19 protein-coding genes and 1 pseudogene are annotated in these 19,693 nt (G+C 61.3%); 13 read left to right on the forward strand and 7 right to left on the reverse strand.

Annotation, left to right across the window (positions count from 1 at the left end; translation table 11 throughout):
• Positions 1-255: 255 nt before the first annotated feature.
• The 7 genes from AC1Q7H_RS10640 to AC1Q7H_RS10670 all read left to right on the forward strand — a co-directional run bounded on the left by AC1Q7H_RS10640 (position 256) and on the right by AC1Q7H_RS10670 (position 8,117).
• Positions 256-1,167 (forward strand): LysR substrate-binding domain-containing protein, encoded by a 912-nt coding sequence (locus AC1Q7H_RS10640; RefSeq protein ID WP_153956662.1) that lies wholly within the window; start codon positions 256-258, stop codon positions 1,165-1,167.
• A gap of 177 nt (positions 1,168-1,344) precedes the next feature.
• On the forward strand, positions 1,345-2,811 hold the full coding sequence (locus tag AC1Q7H_RS10645) for an amidase (protein ID WP_371827472.1): 1,467 nt from the start codon (positions 1,345-1,347) through the stop codon (positions 2,809-2,811).
• A gap of 71 nt (positions 2,812-2,882) precedes the next feature.
• On the forward strand, positions 2,883-3,926 hold the full coding sequence (locus tag AC1Q7H_RS10650; protein ID WP_492381289.1) for a glutathione S-transferase family protein: 1,044 nt from the start codon (positions 2,883-2,885) through the stop codon (positions 3,924-3,926).
• A 244-nt stretch (positions 3,927-4,170) separates the two neighbouring features.
• Positions 4,171-5,607 carry a MocR-like pyridoxine biosynthesis transcription factor PdxR gene (pdxR, locus tag AC1Q7H_RS10655; RefSeq protein WP_492381290.1) on the forward strand — a complete coding sequence of 479 codons (1,437 nt, stop codon included), beginning with the start codon at positions 4,171-4,173 and terminating at the stop codon, positions 5,605-5,607.
• 429 nt (positions 5,608-6,036) lie between these two features.
• Positions 6,037-7,026, forward strand: coding sequence for an alpha/beta fold hydrolase (locus AC1Q7H_RS10660; protein ID WP_492381291.1), 990 nt, complete (start codon positions 6,037-6,039; stop codon positions 7,024-7,026).
• A gap of 69 nt (positions 7,027-7,095) precedes the next feature.
• Entirely contained in the window at positions 7,096-7,821 is a 726-nt protein-coding gene (locus AC1Q7H_RS10665; protein ID WP_211984118.1) for a cysteine hydrolase family protein, read from the forward strand.
• Positions 7,822-7,886: 65 nt separating this feature from the next.
• On the forward strand, positions 7,887-8,117 hold the full coding sequence (locus AC1Q7H_RS10670) for a DUF2798 domain-containing protein (RefSeq protein WP_211984116.1): 231 nt from the start codon (positions 7,887-7,889) through the stop codon (positions 8,115-8,117).
• A gap of 68 nt (positions 8,118-8,185) precedes the next feature.
• On the opposite strand, the gene AC1Q7H_RS10675 is transcribed toward AC1Q7H_RS10670, so the two are convergent.
• Complete coding sequence (locus AC1Q7H_RS10675; protein ID WP_211984631.1) at positions 8,186-8,488, reverse strand: GNAT family N-acetyltransferase; 303 nt, start codon at positions 8,486-8,488, stop codon at positions 8,186-8,188.
• Between the two features lie 216 nt (positions 8,489-8,704).
• On the opposite strand from AC1Q7H_RS10675, the gene AC1Q7H_RS10680 reads away from it, so the two are divergent.
• The gene (locus AC1Q7H_RS10680) at positions 8,705-9,577 is read left to right on the forward strand and encodes a Ppx/GppA phosphatase family protein (RefSeq protein WP_492381292.1); all 873 of its coding nucleotides are present in this window, start codon (positions 8,705-8,707) and stop codon (positions 9,575-9,577) included.
• A gap of 54 nt (positions 9,578-9,631) precedes the next feature.
• Here the strand turns inward: AC1Q7H_RS10680 and AC1Q7H_RS10685 are convergent, their stop codons facing one another.
• The 5 genes from AC1Q7H_RS10685 to AC1Q7H_RS10705 all read right to left on the reverse strand — a co-directional run bounded on the left by AC1Q7H_RS10685 (position 9,632) and on the right by AC1Q7H_RS10705 (position 12,582).
• Positions 9,632-9,910, reverse strand: coding sequence for a hypothetical protein (locus AC1Q7H_RS10685; RefSeq protein ID WP_492381293.1), 279 nt, complete (start codon positions 9,908-9,910; stop codon positions 9,632-9,634).
• A gap of 10 nt (positions 9,911-9,920) precedes the next feature.
• Positions 9,921-10,079 (reverse strand): hypothetical protein, encoded by a 159-nt coding sequence (locus AC1Q7H_RS10690; protein WP_492381294.1) that lies wholly within the window; start codon positions 10,077-10,079, stop codon positions 9,921-9,923.
• 314 nt (positions 10,080-10,393) lie between these two features.
• Positions 10,394-11,926 carry a CYTH and CHAD domain-containing protein gene (locus AC1Q7H_RS10695; protein WP_211984107.1) on the reverse strand — a complete coding sequence of 511 codons (1,533 nt, stop codon included), beginning with the start codon at positions 11,924-11,926 and terminating at the stop codon, positions 10,394-10,396.
• A complete protein-coding gene (locus tag AC1Q7H_RS10700; RefSeq protein ID WP_211984105.1) occupies positions 11,927-12,157 on the reverse strand; it encodes a hypothetical protein in 231 nt (76 codons plus the stop codon).
• Between the two features lie 65 nt (positions 12,158-12,222).
• Positions 12,223-12,582 carry a DUF3562 domain-containing protein gene (locus AC1Q7H_RS10705; protein WP_492381295.1) on the reverse strand — a complete coding sequence of 120 codons (360 nt, stop codon included), beginning with the start codon at positions 12,580-12,582 and terminating at the stop codon, positions 12,223-12,225.
• 559 nt (positions 12,583-13,141) lie between these two features.
• On the opposite strand from AC1Q7H_RS10705, the gene phaP reads away from it, so the two are divergent.
• From phaP to pstS, 4 genes are all read left to right on the forward strand, one after another.
• A complete protein-coding gene (gene phaP, locus AC1Q7H_RS10710; protein WP_211984101.1) occupies positions 13,142-13,711 on the forward strand; it encodes a TIGR01841 family phasin in 570 nt (189 codons plus the stop codon).
• 648 nt (positions 13,712-14,359) lie between these two features.
• Positions 14,360-14,776, forward strand: coding sequence for a hypothetical protein (locus AC1Q7H_RS10715; RefSeq protein ID WP_249221520.1), 417 nt, complete (start codon positions 14,360-14,362; stop codon positions 14,774-14,776).
• A 491-nt stretch (positions 14,777-15,267) separates the two neighbouring features.
• The gene (ppk1, locus tag AC1Q7H_RS10720; protein ID WP_211984405.1) at positions 15,268-17,382 is read left to right on the forward strand and encodes a polyphosphate kinase 1; all 2,115 of its coding nucleotides are present in this window, start codon (positions 15,268-15,270) and stop codon (positions 17,380-17,382) included.
• Positions 17,383-17,599: 217 nt separating this feature from the next.
• Complete coding sequence (gene pstS / locus AC1Q7H_RS10725; RefSeq protein WP_211984099.1) at positions 17,600-18,649, forward strand: phosphate ABC transporter substrate-binding protein PstS; 1,050 nt, start codon at positions 17,600-17,602, stop codon at positions 18,647-18,649.
• A gap of 102 nt (positions 18,650-18,751) precedes the next feature.
• Here pstS and AC1Q7H_RS10730 read toward each other — a convergent pair.
• Positions 18,752-19,027, reverse strand: a pseudogene (locus AC1Q7H_RS10730) (IS5/IS1182 family transposase); the annotation flags it as partial.
• Between AC1Q7H_RS10730 and AC1Q7H_RS10735 the strand changes: the two are divergent.
• Positions 18,957-19,502: a DUF1348 family protein gene (locus tag AC1Q7H_RS10735; RefSeq protein ID WP_492381296.1), complete on the forward strand. Its 546-nt coding sequence runs from the start codon at positions 18,957-18,959 to the stop codon at positions 19,500-19,502. The pseudogene AC1Q7H_RS10730 and the gene AC1Q7H_RS10735 sit on opposite strands and share 71 nt — an antisense overlap.
• Positions 19,503-19,693: the final 191 nt, after the last annotated feature.

Genomic DNA, 19,693 nt, shown 5'->3' on the forward strand with positions numbered 1-19,693 from the left:
ATACGCGGCTTGCCGAACCCGGCACGCTGCGCATGCGTGCGCTCGTGGTCTACGGCGACGTGGTGTCGTTTGCTGCCAGGTTTGCCGTGATCGGTGGGGTTCGGGCGCATCGACGGTCGTGGCGCGAGCGGGCTCCGGCCACGGCAATGGCGGTCATTGGGGGCATCTGACCGTGGCGCTGCGCGCACCCCTGCAGTACCATGCGATGGAAGCAGACACCATAGGCCCAAACCCAACCGCTACCAAGGCAGCCAGATGCTGGACCTGAAAGACGTTTTTCACTTCGTGCAAGTGGTCGACCGCGGTGGCTTTACGTCTGCCGGCAACAGCCTGGGGCTGCCCAAGTCCACGTTAAGTCACAGGGTCAAGGAGTTGGAGGCTTCGCTGGGCGTTCGCCTGATCAACCGGACCTCGCGCCAGTTTGCCTTGACCGACGTAGGCGCCGAGTTCTACCAGTACGCTGTCGCCTTGCTGCAGAGCGCCGACGTCGCGGAACAGGCGATGCGCCAGAGGCTCGCGGAACCCAGCGGGATCATCCGCGTGACGGTAGCGGTCGAGCTTGCGCAGTTTGCGCTGCGACAGGTCCTGCCGGCGTTCCTGAGCAGCAATCCCAAGGTCAGCATCGTGGAAATCGCGACGGACAGGCTCGTCGACGTTGTCGGCGAGGGCTTCGACCTGGCGCTGCGCGGACATAGCTCGGCGCTGCAGGATTCCAACCTGGTGCAACGGCCCATTGTTAGGGCTCCATGGTACCTGTTTGCGGGTGCCGACTACCTCGAACGGATGCCACTCCTGGAGGCACCGGAGCAACTTGCATCCCATGCCATCGTCTCGATGGTGCGCAAAGGGCCGCTGCAGTGGCAACTGCGCGGCCCCGACGACAGGCTCGTCACCATCCCGATCGAGCCAAGATTCCAGAGCAACAGCATGATGTCCCTGAAGGAGGCAGCCTGCGCCAACGTTGGCGTTGCAGCCCTGCCCGGGTATATCTGCCGGTCCGAGCTGCAGGCTGGCGTGCTGCGGCAAGTCCTGCCGGGCTGGATCGCCGCGGATGCGCGCATCTCTGCCCTCATGCCCTATCGGACCGGACTGCTTCCCGCAGTGCGGTCGCTGGTCGATTTCCTCGCCGTAGAGCTGCCCAAGGTCACCGCGTTCGACGGCCGCTGACCCGGCACTATCTCCTCTGCCTCCAATGCCACGCGGCCCACGCCCCGTGTGTCCCGCCGGGCGTTCCATATTCATGGACGCTGCGTTCGGTGCCAGCCAGCTTCCAACGCCGAGCCGATCAACTATCGTTTCCAACCAGGGATAAGCCAACCGCAACGTCACCCCGGAGTGGAATACATGAACCAGTTGAACTGCCAGCCACAAGACGCGATCTTCTCTGGCCACGACATACTTCCGACGGCTGTCGCGTCGTTCGACCAGCACGGCATCCGACGCCCATCCCGAACGACGGCCCCGCATACCATGGGCTTGCGCAACGCGCTGGATGCCCTTGCCACGCGGCAGATCACCGCGACGGCATTGACGGAGCAGGCACTCGAACGCGCGGAAGCCAGCAAGCGGCTGCTCAATGCATTCTCGGCGATCGATTGGGACCGTGCCCTGAAGGCGGCCGCGGAAAGCGATCGCCGCTATGGCGAATGCCGGCCGCGGCCGCTGGAAGGACTGCCCATTGCGGTCAAGGATCTGATCGACACCAAGGGCATGGAGACCCGCTACGGTTCCGCAGCCTATCTCGGTCATGTGCCGGACGCCGATGCGGACATCGTGAAAACTCTGGTGGAGCGCGGCGCGATCATCATCGGAAAGACCACGACCCACGAATTCGCGTGGGGCGTGACAACCGCCAGCGCCAAGTTTGGTGATACCCTGAATCCGCTGGACCATGCACGCATACCCGGGGGTTCCAGTGGTGGCGCCGCGGCGGCGATTGCGCACGGTGCCATCATGGCGGGCGTGGGCACGGATACCGGCGGCTCGGTCCGGATTCCCGCCGCGCTGTGCGGCGTCGTCGGATACAAGCCCACGCTCGGCACGTTATCCACGCGCGGCGTGTTCCCCCTGGCGCCCACTTGCGACCACGTTGGCCTGCTCGGCGAGCAGGTCGACGACGTGCTGTTGCTCGCCGATGCCATTGATATCAAGGTTCCCGAGAGCGATGCGTGGCTGTCCGCACGGCTGGGCGTCATTCGTGACATCGCACCGGTTCCGCTCAGCCCGGAAATTGCGGGGGCATTTGATGGCGCGATGAAGCAGCTGGCGCAAGACTTTGCCTGCGTGAACATCAGCACGTCCGGTCTGTTCGATGCGGTATTCGGTGCCTTCGCGAGCATCGTCCTGATCGAAGGCGGCATCGAGCATTTCCGCCGAAACGACTGGGACCGTATCTCGACGCACTACAACCCGGAAACCGTCGACCGGCTGAAACGCGCCGAAACCATGGACCTGCGTGCCTATGCGGTGGCCCAGCAGGCCAGGCGAGATTTCACGGCAAGGCTGCACGAGGTGATGTCGACGGTTGACTATCTCGTGCTGCCGACATGCCCGTGCACCGCACCGCATCTCGATGCCGGCACCGTCAGCATTGGTGCCTGGACCGGCACGGTCCGCGAGGCGCTGATGACCTATACGGCACCGTTCAATGTCGCGGGATTTCCTGCCATTTCGATTCCCCTGGCGACCGGCGAACGCAGCCTTCCCGCTGCTTTGCAGATCGTCGCGAAGCCCGGCGACGACGGAGCGCTGCTGCAGATTGCACAGCAGATGGAACTGATGCTGCGAACGGGCACCGCCCACAAGAGCTGATAGACGTCAACCCCACAACCAGGAGACATCGATGAACGAAAGCGCCAAACCTGAGTGCAAGGAAGCCAGCAATGAGCCATGAAAAATTGATGAATATGGCGGCCGGTGCCCGTGCCGCCATCGCGGACCCCGCGCGAATCTCTTTCGTGGGTAGTGACGCCAACCCGCGCTTCGAACTGTTCCACGCGGCCAGTTCGCTCTGCTCGCAGAAAGTGCGCACGGTACTGTTCGAGAAGCAGTTGCCGTACCGTTCGAACAATATGATGATCCTCGGTTCGATGGGTCCGGATGGCGTTGTTCCAGCCGAGCACTACCATCCGCCCTACGTCCGACTGCGGTTGCTTGCAGGCCGGGAAGTGGGGCGGGAACTTGTCAGCGGCTATAGCGGGCGCACTTCGGTGGAGACCGAAGGCTTTGATCCCTGCGCGGTCCCGTTGCTTGTGGACTACAAGGCTGGCCGTGTCATTGCCGATTCCAGACGGATCTGCTGCTATCTCGATGCGGTGTCGCGCGATCCCATTCATCTCGTGCCGGATGATGCCGGTGCGCGTGCCCGGGTGATGCACCAGGTGAGCATCGTCGATCGGATCCCGAACGGCACCTTGCTCTACGGCTTTCATCCCGATGCCGACCTGCGCCCTGAAGCACTCAAGACGGTCATGGACACGGTCTACGACTACAAGATCAAGGCGCTCGAAGCCATGATTGACGCCAATGCCGACGATGCGGAGCTCGTTGCAGCCTATCGCGCGAAGATCGCGAAGGAGCGGGGCGGCAAGTCGGTCTGCCACGATGCGGCATTTCAGCGCGCCGCACGTCAGCACGTCGCGGGCCTCTTGACGGAACTCGACCATGCGCTTGGTCCGTCGTCACCGTACCTCAGGGGGGAATCTTTCTCGCTTGGCGATGTGCTGTGGGGTGTCAACCTGGTCCGGATGGCCTATCTGGGGCTTGCGTCGATGTGGGAAAACCTGCCCAACGTCGAGCGATATGTTGATGCGCTGGTCAAGCGTCCGTCCTTGTGCAGGGAAGCGGTCCAGTCCACGGTCGAATCCATGCCGCCCTGTCGCTATATGCATGTCATTGCCGGCTGCGGGGAGGCGGTGCTGGTGTAGTTCTCCAGCCCGATGGCGCCGGTCAATGCCGGTGCCTGTGGCAAGAGAGGAATGGGCGGAGACTCTGAATCTCCGCCCATTTGCTTTCTCAGGCTGTCACGGGCCGGATCCCGGCGGATGCGCGCCCTTGGGGTATGATCGGAGGTCTAGATCACACACGCATCCGATCCGTTGCCGCCCCCGGCAATGATTCGCATTCCCATGCATCGGCGTTGCGGCACTGCCCGGATACGTCTGCCAGGCTATGACGAAGTCACCGGCTCGGGATCCATCAAATGCTGCGCCGCTGCATGAGCAGATCTACGCACGGATTCGTGCCTCGATCCAGCAAGGGCAACTGAAACCCGGGCAGCGGGTGCCCTCCTTGCGTGCGTTTGCGGGCGAGCTCGGAGTGGCGCGCGGGACCGTTCAGGTCGCCTATGAGCGGCTCTTGGGCGAAGGTTACCTGATCGCCAGAGGCCCTGCGGGGACGTTCGTTTCCGAGCAAATTGCGCCATCGCGCCTCCACCGCGTGACCGCAACGGCTGGATCCAGCCGCACGCCACCGGGCCAGGAACTTACCGAGTTTTCGATCGAAACGGAGGGTGGAATCCCCGGGCCGTTGCAACTGGGGCTTCCCGCGCTGGATGAGTTCCCGCGAAAACTATGGACGAGGTTGATGGCGCGGCAAATACGGCGCAGCGCCAGCTCGCTGACCAGGCCGGCGTCAGCCGGATTTGGCCCGCTGCGAGACGCGTTGGCCGCTTACCTGCAGCGCTCAAGGGGCATCGACGCCCAGCCGCACCAAGTGTACGTCGTGCCGGCATATACGGCCAGCCTTGCGCTGATTGTGGATGCGCTCAGGCTGACGGGCGAAAGCGCCTGGGTTGAGGATCCCAGCTACCCACTGACAGCCCAGTCACTCAGGCGCCTGAACCTGCAGGTCCGGAATGTGCCAGTGGATGATCATGGCCTCGACGTCGAATTTGGGCGTCAGCATTATCCAGAGGCGCGCCTGGCCGTAGTGACGCCATCGCACCAGAGCCCGACTGGCGTGGCACTGACACTGCAACGTCGCGTCGAACTGCTCGACTGGGCCGGTGAGCGGGGCGCATGGATCATCGAGGACGACTACGACGGCGAGTTTCGCTACCGCGGCCACCCGTTGCCGGCCTTGAAGAGCCTGGACACATGCGACCGGGTGATCTATTGCGGCACGCTTAGCAAGGTGCTGTACCCGGGGCTACGGCTCGCTTACGTGGTCGTGCCACAAAGTTTGGTGCCGACCATGGATCTGGCCTGCAGGCGCACGGTGCATGGCGGCTGCCCCGAACTCTTGCAAGCCGTGGCGGCGGAGTTTATTGCGCAGGGGCACTTCGCCCGGCACATCAAACGCATGCGCACGCTTTACGCGCGACGACGCGCAATGCTGGCCGAGGCGCTGGCTCCATACAAGACGGACGGCTTCACTGTTTGCCTGCAGGATGGCGGCATGCACCTTCTGGTCGACGTCAGGGACGATCTTGACGATCTGGCGATGGCCCGTCGTGCGCGCGAGGCAGGATTCGCCGTCCATTCGCTGACCGCCTGGCGGCATGGTGCGCCAGGGCGGCGTGGCTTGATGATGGGCTTTACCAATCTGCGCAGTCAGACTGAAGCCGATCGCCTGGTTGCCGAACTGATGCGCGCGCTGAAAGCATAGGCGATCGTCATGGGACGCTTGACCGTTGATTCCGCGCAGCTCGCGTCCATCATGATCGAAGCCTGGTAAGGGGCGGTCCTGCGCAGCAAGGTCGAGCGCAATGGCGACGCCTGCCGACGATTTCAGCAAGTCACCCCCAAGCGGTTGTTGTACTGATTTTTTTTGCGGCTTCAAAAAGGACGACTGCTCATATCAGGCAATGCGCACTCGCACCATGGATCACTCTGGTCGACGCGCTACCAACCATCGGTCCTGCCGCCCCATGTCGATGGCCCAGTCGAAAACAATAAACATGTGCCTGTTGACTGTGTTATCGCCCAACTATATTGAAGCCTGCACAAACCAGCACGCATCCGCACCATGAGCAAGAACCTGATGCTCGGACCTATTCAGGGCAACGCGCGCATGTGCCAATAAAGGAGTCTCACCATGTATTCAGATCGCAGCCTCGATCAAGGCCTATCGCGACGAAACCTGCTGTTGGGTAGCGCGGCCGCAGCCAGCGCGCTAGTGGCTTCCGGCTTGCCCGGACCTGCGGCGGCAGCACCGTCGGCAGAAAAGGCGAACACCGCAAAGGCAAGCGGCAAGGCGTCAGGCGGCTACATCACGGCAAAGGACGGCACCCAGCTCTATTTCAAGGACTGGGGCGCCGGTCGCCCCGTTGTATTCAGTCATGGCTGGCCGCTGAGCTCGGACAGTTGGGAATCCCAGATGATGCTCGTTGCGTCGGAAGGGTATCGCGCCGTTGCACATGACCGTCGGGGCCACGGCCGTTCAAGCCAGCCATGGAATGGCAATGAGATGAACACTTATGCCGACGACCTGGCCACTGTGTTCGAAACCCTTGACCTGCGGGATGCCATCCTGGTGGGCTTCTCCACAGGTGGAGGCGAGGTGGCCCGGTATATCGGCCGGCATGGGACGCGGCGCGTTTCAAAGGTGGTGCTGGTTTCAGCGGTGCCGCCTTTGATGGTGAAGACCGCCGCCAATCCGCGCGGACTGCCAATTGAAGTGTTCGACGGTCTGCGCGCCGCACAACTTGTCAATCGGTCGCAGTTCTACAAGGACGTCCCGGCGGGGCCGTTCTATGGCTTCAACCGTCCAGGCGCAAAGCCGTCGCAGGGGTTGATCGACGCATGGTGGGCGCAGGGCATGCAGGGTGGACACAAGAGTACGTACGACTCGATCAAGGCATTTTCCGAGACCGATTTCACCGAGGATCTCAGGAAGATCGATGTGCCGACCCTGATCATCCACGGCGACGACGATCAGATCGTGCCGATCGACGCCGCTGGACGCGCATCGGCAAAGATCGTCAGGAATGCGAAGCTGATTGTCTACCCCGGTGCGCCGCATGGGCTCACCGACACCCACAAGGACCGGTTCAGCGCCGACTTGTTGGCATTCATCCGTAGTTGAAACGACGCCGCATCTGCCGGACCCCACGAAGGCGCCGGCAGAGTGGGCTCACCATAAGAGGTACTTCCCATGTGCAACCACCATGGCCGCTATGCAGATCCCGTTGATCCGGCTCTGCCGAAGTCCGGCATTACGCTGGACCTGCCACGCACCGCGCTCGTTGTGATCGACCCGCAGATCGACTTCATGAGCCCCGAAGGCCGCAGCTGGGGCGTGGTCGGAGAAAGCGTGACGGAGCAGAACCTCGTGGCCAACCTGGTCCGTCTGTTCGAGGCAGCAAAACAGGCGGGCATCACGGTCGCCATCTCTCCCCACTATTACTTTCCCCATGATCACACATGGAAAGTGCAGGGCCCCGCCGAGATGTTCCAGCATGCCATCGGCATGTTCGACCGTCCGGGCGCGCTGAACCTGGACGGATTCCGTGACTCGGGCGCGGACTTCATGCCGGAACTCAAGCCGTATATTGAGGATGGCAAGACCATCATCTGCTCCACGCACAAGCTGTACGGCCCGCAGGCCAACGATCTTGTCCTGCAGTTGCGCAAGCAGCGCGTCGACCAGGTGATCCTTGCGGGCATGGCCGCCAATCTGTGCGTCGAATCCCATCTGCGTGATCTGTTGGAGCAAGGTTTCGAAGTTGCTGTCGTACGCGACGCCGTAGCAGGGCCGAAGCTACCCGAAGGGGACGGGTATCACGCGGCACTGGTCAACTTCCGCTTCATCGCAAACGCGCTGTGGGATACCAACGAAACCGTGCAGCGGTTGGCAGGAAAGTTTGAAGCAGCCGCGTAGCGCCTGGCGCGGCAATGGCAGGGTGCATCAATGTCTGGTTCAAAGAATGCATAGAGGCGACTCACATGCCCAAGATTCCTTCGCGCTACAGCTATTTCGCCTATGGCGTTATCCAGGCCGGCTTGACCTGCTCCATCGCTGCTGCCATCGCAAGCATTCCATTTGCAGAAGAGGGCCTGTTTTTTCAGCACTGGCTAAGGTCCTGGAGCGTTTCCTGGCTGACCATGCTGCCGGTTGTCGTGTCGGCCACGCCCGTCATTCGCCGCCTGGTCGATCGCATGACAAGCCACTCTTAGGTCATACCGTCCTATATCGATGGCCTAGTTGAAAACGATAGACATGTGCCTGTTGACTGTGTCATCGCTCAACTACATTGAAGTCTGCACAAACCAGCACGCATCGGCACCATGACCAAGAACCTGACGCTCAGACATGCGGAAACGGAGGCCGAGATCCGTGCCTGCTTACCTTCTGTGCGTCCAAGCTCGCAAAGCGCTTGCAGCAGGCGCTCGCCATGACCCTGCCCCCGGCCTTCGGCATCGGTGATCGGGTCGTCGACGTTCAGAAAGCGCCCGCGGATCAGCTTCTTCGCCGGCTTTGCATTCGGGCGCGCCCCGGGCTTTGCGGCCTTGGTCTTTTCAGCCTTTGCCGGCTTTGCGGCCTTCACGGCCTCTGTGGGCCTTTCAACTGGTTTCTCCCGCCGGCGGACCTGGGCGATTAAAGGGGGACATGCGTGTTGTCATCAACTTGTCGTAATTCGCTGGGCATCATCCTGAACCTTCACAGATCGGGGCCAGCGCAAGCGCTTCGCTTGGCAGCCTCCGCGTTCCGTATGACAACCCCGTACTATGCCGCAGTAGACCTTGGCTCCAATGCGTTTCGCATGATGATCGGCCAACCCGCGCGCGGTGGTAGCCGTGTCATCAGGGAAGTGGCATTTTTCCGCGAGCCGGTTCGTCTTTCCCACGGTCTGCGCGGCTCGGAGTTGGACGACTCTTCCCTCGAGCGGGGCTGGCGCGCGCTGGAGCGCTTTGGCAAGCGGTTGCGGGGATTCGAGCCCACCCGAGTACGGGCGGTGGCCACCAATACAGTGCGGGTGGCGAGCAATGCCACTGTGTTCCTCGCCAAAGCCGAGCAACGCCTTGGTTTCCAAATCGATGTGATCTCCGGCCACGAGGAGGCACGCCTGGTCTATGCTGGCATCGCACATAACATGCCGGACGCAAACACCACACGGCTGGTGGTCGATATCGGCGGCGGCTCGACGGAGTTGGCCATCGGTCGTGGCGAGCAGCTTCTGGCGGTGGACAGCGTGCCGATCGGCAGTGGCACATTCGGCAAGCGATTCTTTCCCAACGGCGTGCTAGACGGGCGCAGCTTGCAACTGGCTGAGCGGATAGCAGGCGAGGAAATCGAGAAGGTGGCCACACGGTATCGGGATCATGCCTGGCAGCTGACCATCGGCTCGTCGGGTACGGCTCGCCTGCTTGCGCGGTTGTTGCAATGTAATGGCCTGAACACACGAGGGAGCAGCACGATTACCTATGATGGACTGCTACGGCTGGCGCTGCGCCTGCTGGAGGCGGGGCATCTCCGTCGCCTGGAGCTTGCCGGCCTGAAGCGCCATCGCCTCGAAGCGCTGCCGGGTGGCCTTGCCGTGATGCTGGCGGTGTTCAAAGTATTTGGCATCGATGAGATGCTGCCATCCGAGCCCGGCTTGCGTTTCGGCGTATTGCATGGCTTGATGCAGAGCTAGCGTCCTGGTGCGGTCACTGAGGAAGGGGCGCCAGGCCGGCGGCAAACGCGCGACCTACCGTTGGCCGTCCAGCGGCGACCTACCTTCGGCAATCATTGCCTTAAGTTTCGCAACCGTCAATTCGGCACTGGTGAAAGCGGTAGACTGCTGCGCCGCCTTGCCACCAGCTCGGAAGATGGTCTGCTGCAGGCCGGTCAACGTGTGATGGCGTACCAACACGAAGCCTTGGCAGCCCCCATTGGACAGCGGCTCAGTGTAGGCGCGGAAGTCGTAATAACCGGCGCGGTGAAAACTCTCAAAGGAAGAGTTGGGACTGTTATCAGTGGTGGTCAAGCTGGAAACTTCACTGCGATGGCGTCGGAATGGCAAACGGCGGCATTGCGGCCACCAAGTACCGGCGGTAGGCGTGCTCAATATCGGCATCCGCGTCAAAGCGCGCCTCGAGGGGATCGCTTCGGTACTTCGAGCAGTGAAAGCTGCTGATGCCGGCGGTAGATTCCAATGTCACCAATCCTTGGTACCGTCCGGACGGTAGCTCCAGGACCGAGGTCGTAATGGATACCTCTCCACGCTGATACGTCGCCATCTTTGATTCCATTCTGGACACCAAATATGGACAGCTTATCAGAGGCCTACTGTTTCCAAACACAGATTTCTCTTGCGCACTAACGTGGTGCGCGGACAGGAAAATTGCCCCCTTCGAAGGGGCATCGGATGGCGGCGTTTCGGTTTCGATGCCTATTTTCAATGGTAGCGCAGACATCACCTGGGACGTCTCTTTGCGCGATGCCACGGCATGAGTCCGTAGCTTTTCCGCTAGAAGGGGAGGCGCGCTCCCTTGAAGCGCTTCCACAGGCTACGCAGTTGCTCCTTGTCCGCGTCCACCCTGCCTGCAAGGTAGCCGCGCGCATAGCCGGTGCCAGATGCCAACTGCGGGTCCTTGACGGTGAGGCTGCGCAACAGGTCATCCGCAACCGCAATGTCGTTGCGCCAACCCAAGTCATCCTGCAGACGCGACAGCTGGCGACGGAAGCGCTGCAACTTCTTCGCCGGGAACAAGGATTCAAAAAATTCCGTCGCGTAGCGGAGCTTCTTGGCGGCAATGCGAGCGCGGTGGCGCCGATGTACGTCGAGCCTTGCCATGCGCCGGCCGCGTTTCAACAATTTGCGATGGCGCTGGTGCAAGGTGTCCAGCGCAAACTTCGTGGCCGGCTCAGCCAGCTCACTGCGTTGCGTATCGACGTGCGCATGACGCCAGTTGCCGCTGCTTGCCCAATGGTTTAGTGCAAGGATCAGCCGAGTGTAGCGCGTGGAGTCGACTGCTTGCGCGGCGCGTTGTCGCGCTTCGGCGGCAACCTCATTCGCCGCAGCCAGGATCTCGTCCGCGCCCACGTCACTCGGCGCCCCGTCGACGGCCTCGCGTAATGTTGAGTGGGCAAGTACCTCCCAGTCCCGTGCAGGGCCCAGCTCGCCGGCAATCCACTTGATTTCTTCCTGAAGCTCGGACGGGCAGGCAAGCAGTGACTGGAAGATGTCCAGTGCGGAGCGCAGGCGGCGTAGTCCGACCCGCATCTGATGCACCGTCTCCGGGTTGTCGCTGTTCACGACGCCGTGCTCGTTGGCTGAAATCTGCGCCAGGCAGTTTTGCACAATGCTTTGGAACACGGCTTCGGTCGAAGCCTCGTCGGAAAGCGTGAGGGGGGCGGCGCGAACCGCTTCCGAAGGCTCGCAAACGACAAGCGCGTAGCCGCGGTCGCCCTTGCTCGCTCGGCTCACGCGCATGGGAATCGCATCGAGCAGCTCCAGTGCGAACCCGAAGAGCTCTGTCGGTGCACCGGCCTGGATCTCCAACTCGAGCTCACGGATGGGAGCCGTGGCTTCCCCTGCCCGGATGACCCCGCGATCCAGGGCCGCCTCCACCTCTGCGCCTTGCGGTAAGCGCAGCAGCGCAACGGTCCGCTGCACCTCGGCGACGAAGACCGGCTCGAGGCGCTCCGCCAGGTCGCTTTCACGAAGCAGGTCTCCCAACGCCGTGTCCTTGGGGGGGGTCTCCTGCAGTGCACTCAAGTCGGGCACGGGCCCGGCAATCGCAGTTTCGAACTCCTCGCGCTCGTATAGGCCACCCTGCCGCCTGCCGTGGGTTTTCAATGTCTGCACATAGTGGTTTCCCGCCTGGCGCACCCGCAGGGATGCACGGTGTTGACGCAAGGACAGGTCAGCCGTATCAAAATACGTACTGACGAGCTGCTCGTCGTGGGGCGGCTCCACGCACCGGGACGACAGCAGGGGCAGCGCGATCAGCCGGTCAACCTCGTCGTGCAGAAGTTCGAGCTTCAGTTCGCGTTCCATCTATTCCAGCTTGGCGGAACTCTCGAATTCCGCAAACACGCGGGCCTGTACCGCGTCCATGACCGCCAGGACCTGGGCATTTGCCGGCCCGCCGGCTGTGACACCCGTGGCATTCTTGGGCTTCGACCCGAGCGGATAGAAAACAAAAACCGTATCGAACTGGCCTGCCGCCTCCATCTTCAGGCTCCGGTTGAGCGCTTTCAGGTATCGCTTCCTTGCGGTCTTCGACATGGGCATCATCGCTTACTGTTGTTGTCAAGGGTTGGCGGTTGCCGGCAATCTCCAAACCAGTCCGCTTAGAGCCGTTGGTACCACTGCGCCCCGCCGAGGTCAATTATCCACCCGCCCGTGGCAGGCGGTGCCAAGGAAGTAGAGGGTGGGCAATGCGGGATCGTGCCTGCGACGGCTATATGCGTGCGGGACGTGATCCCGTCCCGATCCGGGTCCAAGCCTAGGGGCACTACCGACTCAGATTGCAATCTGCGAAGCCGGGCGATGGTGCGCTTTGCAGCAAACAATGGCAGATAGACATGAACGCGGGCGTCCACGCTCAACTCTGCGATGGCGGTGAGGTAAGACTCCCTGACGATCTCTGGCGGAAAACCCGTGTCGACGGCGATTCTCGCGACCATATGGTCGCAGTCCTCTGCTCTCATTGCTCCCCCTTTCCCTTCTCATTCATGAACGGTTGCCGAAAAAAAGTGTCCATAAATGCCCTCGGCGTTCCTCCTGATGTTATGACCTGCGCTGTTTTGGGATGGCTCGTTGAGCCTGCCGCTTATCGCTGGAACGGATAACTACTCTAGTCAACTTCGCGAGCAATAGTGGCACCGTCTTGCATAACTTGGGGTGGGCCCTTTTCGGTTGATGCTTACTTAGGACTCCAGCGCAGAGGCGTCTTTCCTGGAGCATCGAGGATTTTTCGGCGATGACGAGATGCGGCGGGGCATGATCCCGGCGCGTTGCCGTCGCCGCGCTGTCACAGTCCCAACCTATATTCTTCTAAGAGTCTGCCGACCGTAGACGGTATCCGGATTGTCAGACGTCAAGTGCAAGCCCGGTCACGGGTTGGGATGCCCAGCGCAGGCTCGATCCTGACCGCATTGGGCAGTTCCGCTCCCGCCCCGCTTTCTCACGGGTCGATTCACTGCGTGCCTTCTCAAACGTGTCATCGCTGGCAGAGTGGGGCGCTCTTCTACAAGTCAGGAGTTGCAAATGGATCAATCGTCCTCCAAGCAAATTACGGAAGCGCAAACCGCGCATGTTGACGCCTTCATGGGGCTGGCCAACACCACCATTGAGGGATTCGAGAAATTGCTTGTACTGAATTTTCAGACTGTGAAGACGGCGCTGGCGGAGACACACGAGGAGGCGCAGAAAGTGCTGTCAGCCAAGGACACCCAGGAGTTGCTTACGGTGGAATCGGACTGGCTTCGTCCGGTGCCAGACAAAATGCTTTCGTATCAGCGTCATCTTTGCCAGATCGCGACCGATACCCAGGCCAGGCTCGGCGAGGTAGCCGTAGCGCAATACGAGGCCAGCAAGCACAACATGACGGACTTCATCAAAGGCGCTGCAAGCGCAGTCGTGGCATGGGACGCCGGAACTTCCGACGCCGGCCTACGGGCTGCCATCGAGACAACGGACCTGCTGTTCGAAAGCATGCGGAAGGCCGCGAAGCAAATGGCGCAAGCCGCTGAAAGTAGCCTTGAAGCAGCCAGCGATGCTGTCGCCAATGCGAGTCAGTCGTCAGGCGAACGTTCATTGCAGGAGGCTGCGCAGTAGTACCTGGTATGAACGCCTCATGGCCGCGGGCCGTTGCTGTGGCGCAGGACGCTGCACGGCCCCGTCTGGGGTCACCAGTGAGACCGTGGGAATACCGGTTCGGTACTATCGAAAGAGCCCGATGATGCGCAAGCCGCGGCCATGAGCGTCGGCCGCTCAATACCCGGTTGCGCCCGTGCAGGCCCGCTACCAGAGGTTTTGGCGTGTTCGAGTGGCGGCGTCGGAGAATCCCCGATTGGACTTTTGCATGTTGGTACCCTGATTCTGAGGCGGGGATCCCTTGACCGGGCGCACACACGATTCACTCGGCTCAATCGCGTGGAAGAAGGGGGAGGTCAGTGGGGCCGTGAGGGCGGAAAGCCCACCGGCCGGGGCGTGAAATCTGCGCATGCTCGGCTCCTCTCGTCGCCATGCATCGCGCCGCAGGGCAACACAACGCCAGCGCGTTCTGGCAGGGCAAACAAAGAGCGGGGCTGCGAGGCGAACGTGGACCAGATCCACTGCCTCGTTCTTCTTTTCGTGGGTACCAAAAAGCCAAGCTACTCCTGGCGGATCCACGAACCTCGCATCGTCAATACTATATATACTGTATGAACGTAAATGCATAGGACAGAGGGCTTGATGCCAGGTAATTCCCGGAGGAAGCTGGTGACGACGTTACCATCGGACGCACGGAACGAGAAGGGATCCGAAGGCACGCTGCGCGCTGGCAAGGCAGGACGGAAAACTTCTACCCAGACGATGTCGCCTGCCTTGGCGCCTCCGACCGACGAGGGGTCTGCCAGCGTAACGAAAGCCAAGACGCCGAGCAATGGTGCGGCGCAGCAGTCAGACAAATCAACCAAGAAGCCAAAGGTCGTTCGGGACAGTTTCACGATGCCGGAGCACGACTATGAAAAGCTTGCCGAGCTCAAGCGGAAGTGCCTCGCAGGTGGCGTCCCGGTGAAGAAGAGCGAGTTGCTGAGGGCAGGACTACGGGCTCTTGAAGCCCTCTCGCAGGAGAGGCTACTCGGCGTTGTTGCGCAAGTCGAGGCAGTCAAGACGGGGCGCCCCGCGAAGTCCTAAAGCGGACGCCGTTACCGATACCCGAAGAAGCCGTCCATCGGGATCACTCCGACACATCCGACAACACGTCCAGCTAAGTTTGGAGCCACGGCCGAATGACTGTCTGCCGCTAACGGTAAGTGTCATGGTCGAAGCATCCGGTCTCGACGAGTGGGGAGGTCGAAGGGCAGGGGGCAAGCGGATTTCGTCAAAAATCTGTCATTCGCCAGTGGCAAATGGCCCACGCCCTGCCCAATGCAGATTAGGACAGGAGTATCAAGGTTTGATGACGAAAGTGGGCTGCGCTGCAGACCAGTGACGACCTCGGCGCTGAGAGACGAAGACAGAGGCAGCGTGCAAACGCCTCGGATAGGTTCAGCCCGCAGCTAGAATCCAGGGTACAGATCCAAAAATGAAGGCAGATTTCCGCTGATGCTCTTGCTGACCGAGCCACAGCGTTGCCCAGGTGTCCCTCCGTGGGCCCGACCATCATGAAACACGCAGCCGAGCGCATGCAGACGACCCCGTCGAGCCCCCCGGGAGCGGCGAGCCTTGATATCCTGGCAGAACGCGTTGGCGTGCAGAATGGCAATGACCTCTTCATCAACCGCGAGCTCAGCGAACTCGAGTTTTACGACCGCGTTCTGCAACAGGCCGCCGATCCAGCGGTGCCACTGCTGGAGCGTCTGCGCGCGCTGTGTACGGTCAGCAGCAATCTGGACCAGTTCTACGAGATCCGGGTCGCTGGCCTGAGAGAGCGCTGCTTGATTCAGTCTGCTGCCGTCGGGCCGGACGGGATGGCGCCGCAGGAGCTCTACGCAAGTCTCAACTTGCGGGTCCGTGAACTGGTGGATCGACAGTACCGTCTGTTCAATGACGTGCTGGTGCCCGCGTTGGCCGAGCAACAAATATGCTTTTTGCGGCGTCCCACGTGGAATCCCACGCAGTCAGCCTGGATCCGGGAATTCTTCTTCGCCGAACTGATGCCGGTGCTGACGCCCATCGGACTGGACCCGGCGCATCCGTTCCCGCGGTTGCTTAACAAGAGCCTGAACTTCGCCGTCGAGCTCGAGGGCAGAGACGCGTTCGGGCGCAACGCCAGCCATGCGATCGTACAGGCGCCACGCGCGTTGCCGCGGGTGATTGCTCTGCCGGAGGACATCGCCGGATGCCAGTACGGCTTCGTTTTTCTCTCGTCGATTCTGCACGCCCACGTCGGCGAGCTGTTTGGCGGCATGACAGTGCGCGGCTGCTACCAGTTCCGCGTGACCCGAAACAGTGAGCTGTTCGTGGACGAGGAAGAAGTCAAGAACCTGCGCGAGGCGCTGCAGGGCGAACTGCCGCATCGCCACTTTGGCGATGCGGTTCGACTGGAGGTGGCCGACAACTGCACGTCGGGAATGACTGCGTTCCTGCAGGAACAGTTCGGTCTGACGGCAAGCGAGGTGTTCTCCGTCAATGGCCCGGTCAACCTGGTTCGCCTGTTGCAGGTCCCGGACCAGGTCAATCGACCGGAGCTGAAGTACCCCCCGTTCCGGCCTAGCCTGCCAAAGGCCCTGCGGGAGCATTCGGACATGTTCCGCGCCATGCGCGATGGCGACATCCTGCTGCATCATCCGTTCCAGTCTTTCGCACCCGTCGTTGACTTTGTCAGGCAAGCGGCACACGACCCGGATGTGGTGGCCATTCGCCATACGGTCTATCGGGCAGGGCACGACTCGGCCCTGCTAACGGCATTGCTCGAGGCGGCGCGCAATGGCAAGGAAGTTACCGTCGTGGTGGAGTTGCTGGCCCGCTTCGATGAGGAAGCCAACATCGGCTGGGCGGCGCAGCTGGAGGAAGTCGGCGCGCATGTCGTCTATGGCGTCGTAGGCTTCAAGGCGCACGCCAAGATGGTCATGGTCTTGCGCCGCGAAGGCGGGGCGCTCAGGCGCTATGTGCACCTTGGCACCGGGAACTATCACGGCCTGACGACCCGAACCTATACGGATTTCGGGCTGCTGACCTGCCATGAAACGCTGACGCAGGATGTCGCGCAGGTCTTCAGCCAGCTGACGGGCCTCGGTCAGACCGAGGGCATGACCCATCTCTGGCAATCGCCATTCACCATGAAGCAGGCGCTGTTGTCAGCAATTCGCCGCGAGGCCGAGCAGGCCCGGGCGGGCCGCAAGGGGGCGATCATTGCCAAGATGAATGCCTTGCTGGATCCGGAGTTGATCCAGGCCCTCTACGAGGCCTCACGTAACCGTGTACGCATCGACCTGATCGTCAGGGGCGCCTGTGCGCTGCGGCCGGGCGTCGCCGGCTTGTCGGAAAACATTGAGGTGAAATCGGTCATGGGCCGGTTTCTCGAACACGCCCGCATCTTCTACTTCCACGATGGCGGGGAAGAGCGGGTGATGCTGTCCAGCGGCGAATGGATGGAGCGCAGCCTCTCCCGACGGATCGAGATCTGCTTTCCGATCCTCGACCCCATCCTGAAGGCACGCGTCATCGCCGAAGGCCTGAAGCCCTACCTGACCGACCGGCGTGACGTCTGGCAGATGGCGCCGGACGGAAAATATGAGCGCCGCTCACAGCAGGGAGGCGACTCGGCGCAAGATTTTCTGCTGTCGGCTTTGACCTGAGTTCTCTTGGCTCTTCCATTGGTTATCTGATCTGAAGCGCCACCATGTCAGAAATATGACGATCACGATCGGGACACGTCTGGCGAGTCCGGCCGCTGTGGAACGGATACTCCTCGGCAACAAGCATGGCGCTTTTTCCGCGCGATTGCGGCGGTGATCTGCTACGCTGAATTGCCAAGGCGTTACAACGCAACCTGCAAACCACGGAAGAATAATCATGAAGCGGACGCACGACTTCCGGATACGTTCCTATATCCACGCTTTGGCTCGCCAACTGGCAATCGTGTTGCTATCTCTTGGCGCGGTTTCGATGGCACGAGCCGGAGATATCACGGGCGCGGGTTCAACCTTCGTCTACCCGCTAATGTCCAAATGGGCGGCAACGTATTACGCCCGTACCGGTCAGCAGGTCAACTATCAGCCGACCGGATCGGGCAACGGCATCCGGCAGATCCGTGCGGCGAGCGTGACCTTCGGTGCCACGGACATGCCGCTCAAGTCGGAGGACTTGCGAACGGCAGGGTTAGCGCAGTTTCCCATTGTGATCGGTGGGGTGGTGCCGGTTCTGAACCTGGACGGCGTTGGCGCGGGTCAGCTGCGCATGACCGGTTCGCTATTGGCGGACATTTATCAGGGAAAAATCGTTAACTGGAATGATCCGGCCATTGCCGCCGCAAATCCTGCAATCAAATTACCCGACCAGAAGATCGTAGTCGTTCATCGTAGTGACAGCTCTGGCACCACCTTCAACTGGACGGATTATCTTGCAAAGATCAGTCCGCATTGGGGTGCATCTGTTGGGGCCGGCACGACAGTGAAATGGCCCGTTGGCGTAGGAGCAAATGGCAATGATGGTGTCGCGACCTATATTCGCAATGTCAACGGAGCCATTGGCTACGTTGAACTGACCTATGCATTGCAGCGTAAGCTGGCCTATGCCGCCGTCATGAATCGCGATGGCATCTTTGTGCAGCCGTCACGCGAATCGTTCAGTGCCGCGGTGTCTGCGGCAGAGTGGAATCCGAAGGCAGACTTCTATCAGGTGCTGACGAATGCTTCTGGCTCCCAGGCCTGGCCGATTACCGGTGCCGTGTTCGTGCTGATCTCCAAGACTCGCGGTAACGCTGGCGAGACCAAAGACGCACTCGCATTTTTCCGTTGGGCGCTGTCCGAGGGACAGGCCGACGCGGCGGCCGAACACTATGTCGCTCTTCCTGAGAGTCTGGTTCGGCACGTGGAGTCGTATTGGAGGGAAGCCTTCCAATGAGGGAGGGCAGAAGGCGCCAACAATGCGAGTTATCGATGCGATTTGAGCGGCCTTGTTGCATAAATCGAATTTGAAGGCAAAGGCACCGCTATGATCATGATTTCAGGCGATGCGGACGGACTTCGGGCGAGCGACAGCCGCCATGCGGTTCAGCACGCCTACGCGGATCGAGACCTCGGTCGCCTGGGAGCCTATCTCACGCGCCCACAGGCAGGGGCCGGTGAGAGTCTTGAGCCGGTACAGCGAGCGCCGGTGATAGCCGCAGGCTTGCTTCCATTCTCGCCTACTGCTCTTTCCGATAGCGTCGATGGCCGCATTGCGCCAAGCTGCACCGGGCGTGTTGTCAGGCCAAGCCATCGCGCCCTCGCGCGGCGGGACTCGCGAATCCGCCATCGAGAAAGTGCGCCTAGCCGAGGATGGCTGGAACACCCGCGACGCTGCCAAAGTGTCCCTCGCGTACAGCCTGGATACGCGATGGCGCAACCGTGCTGAATTCGCAAGCGGCCGCGATGAAGCCCGAGCGTTTCTAGAGCGCAAGGAAGGCAACTACGAGATCTACATGGTGGCCGACGCCTCGGGCGGCACCACCAAGGAAGCGCACGACTACGCGATGCAGCGCATGGTGCAGGCCGGCGTGGTGCCGGTGACCTGGCAGCAGGTGCTGCTTGAATGGCAGCGCGACTGGAAGAACCGCGACACGTACGACGCGGTAATGAAGGTGGCCAAGGAACACTCGGGTGCCTACGGCATGGGCGTGGACTACGCCTACACCATGGTCCACAAGGCCGAGCAGCGCACCGCCACGAAGCACGAGTCGCTGGCTCCGGTCCATGCACAGGTGATCGAGCGGTAATTCTGCATTCGCGGGCTGGACGTTCCATAGGACGTCCAGTCATTTCAGAAACGGGGCCAACTGCCTACTTCAATCCCGACTGACTCAGACCGCGGCTTGAAGCAAGATCGCGGCCTCAAATGAACAGGAGAACTCCCATGTCCAAACTACCGTTGCTCGAACCCGCGGATTGTGCATTGATCCTCGTTGAT

The organism is Cupriavidus sp. GW823-FHT06D04 (assembly GCF_058795055.1).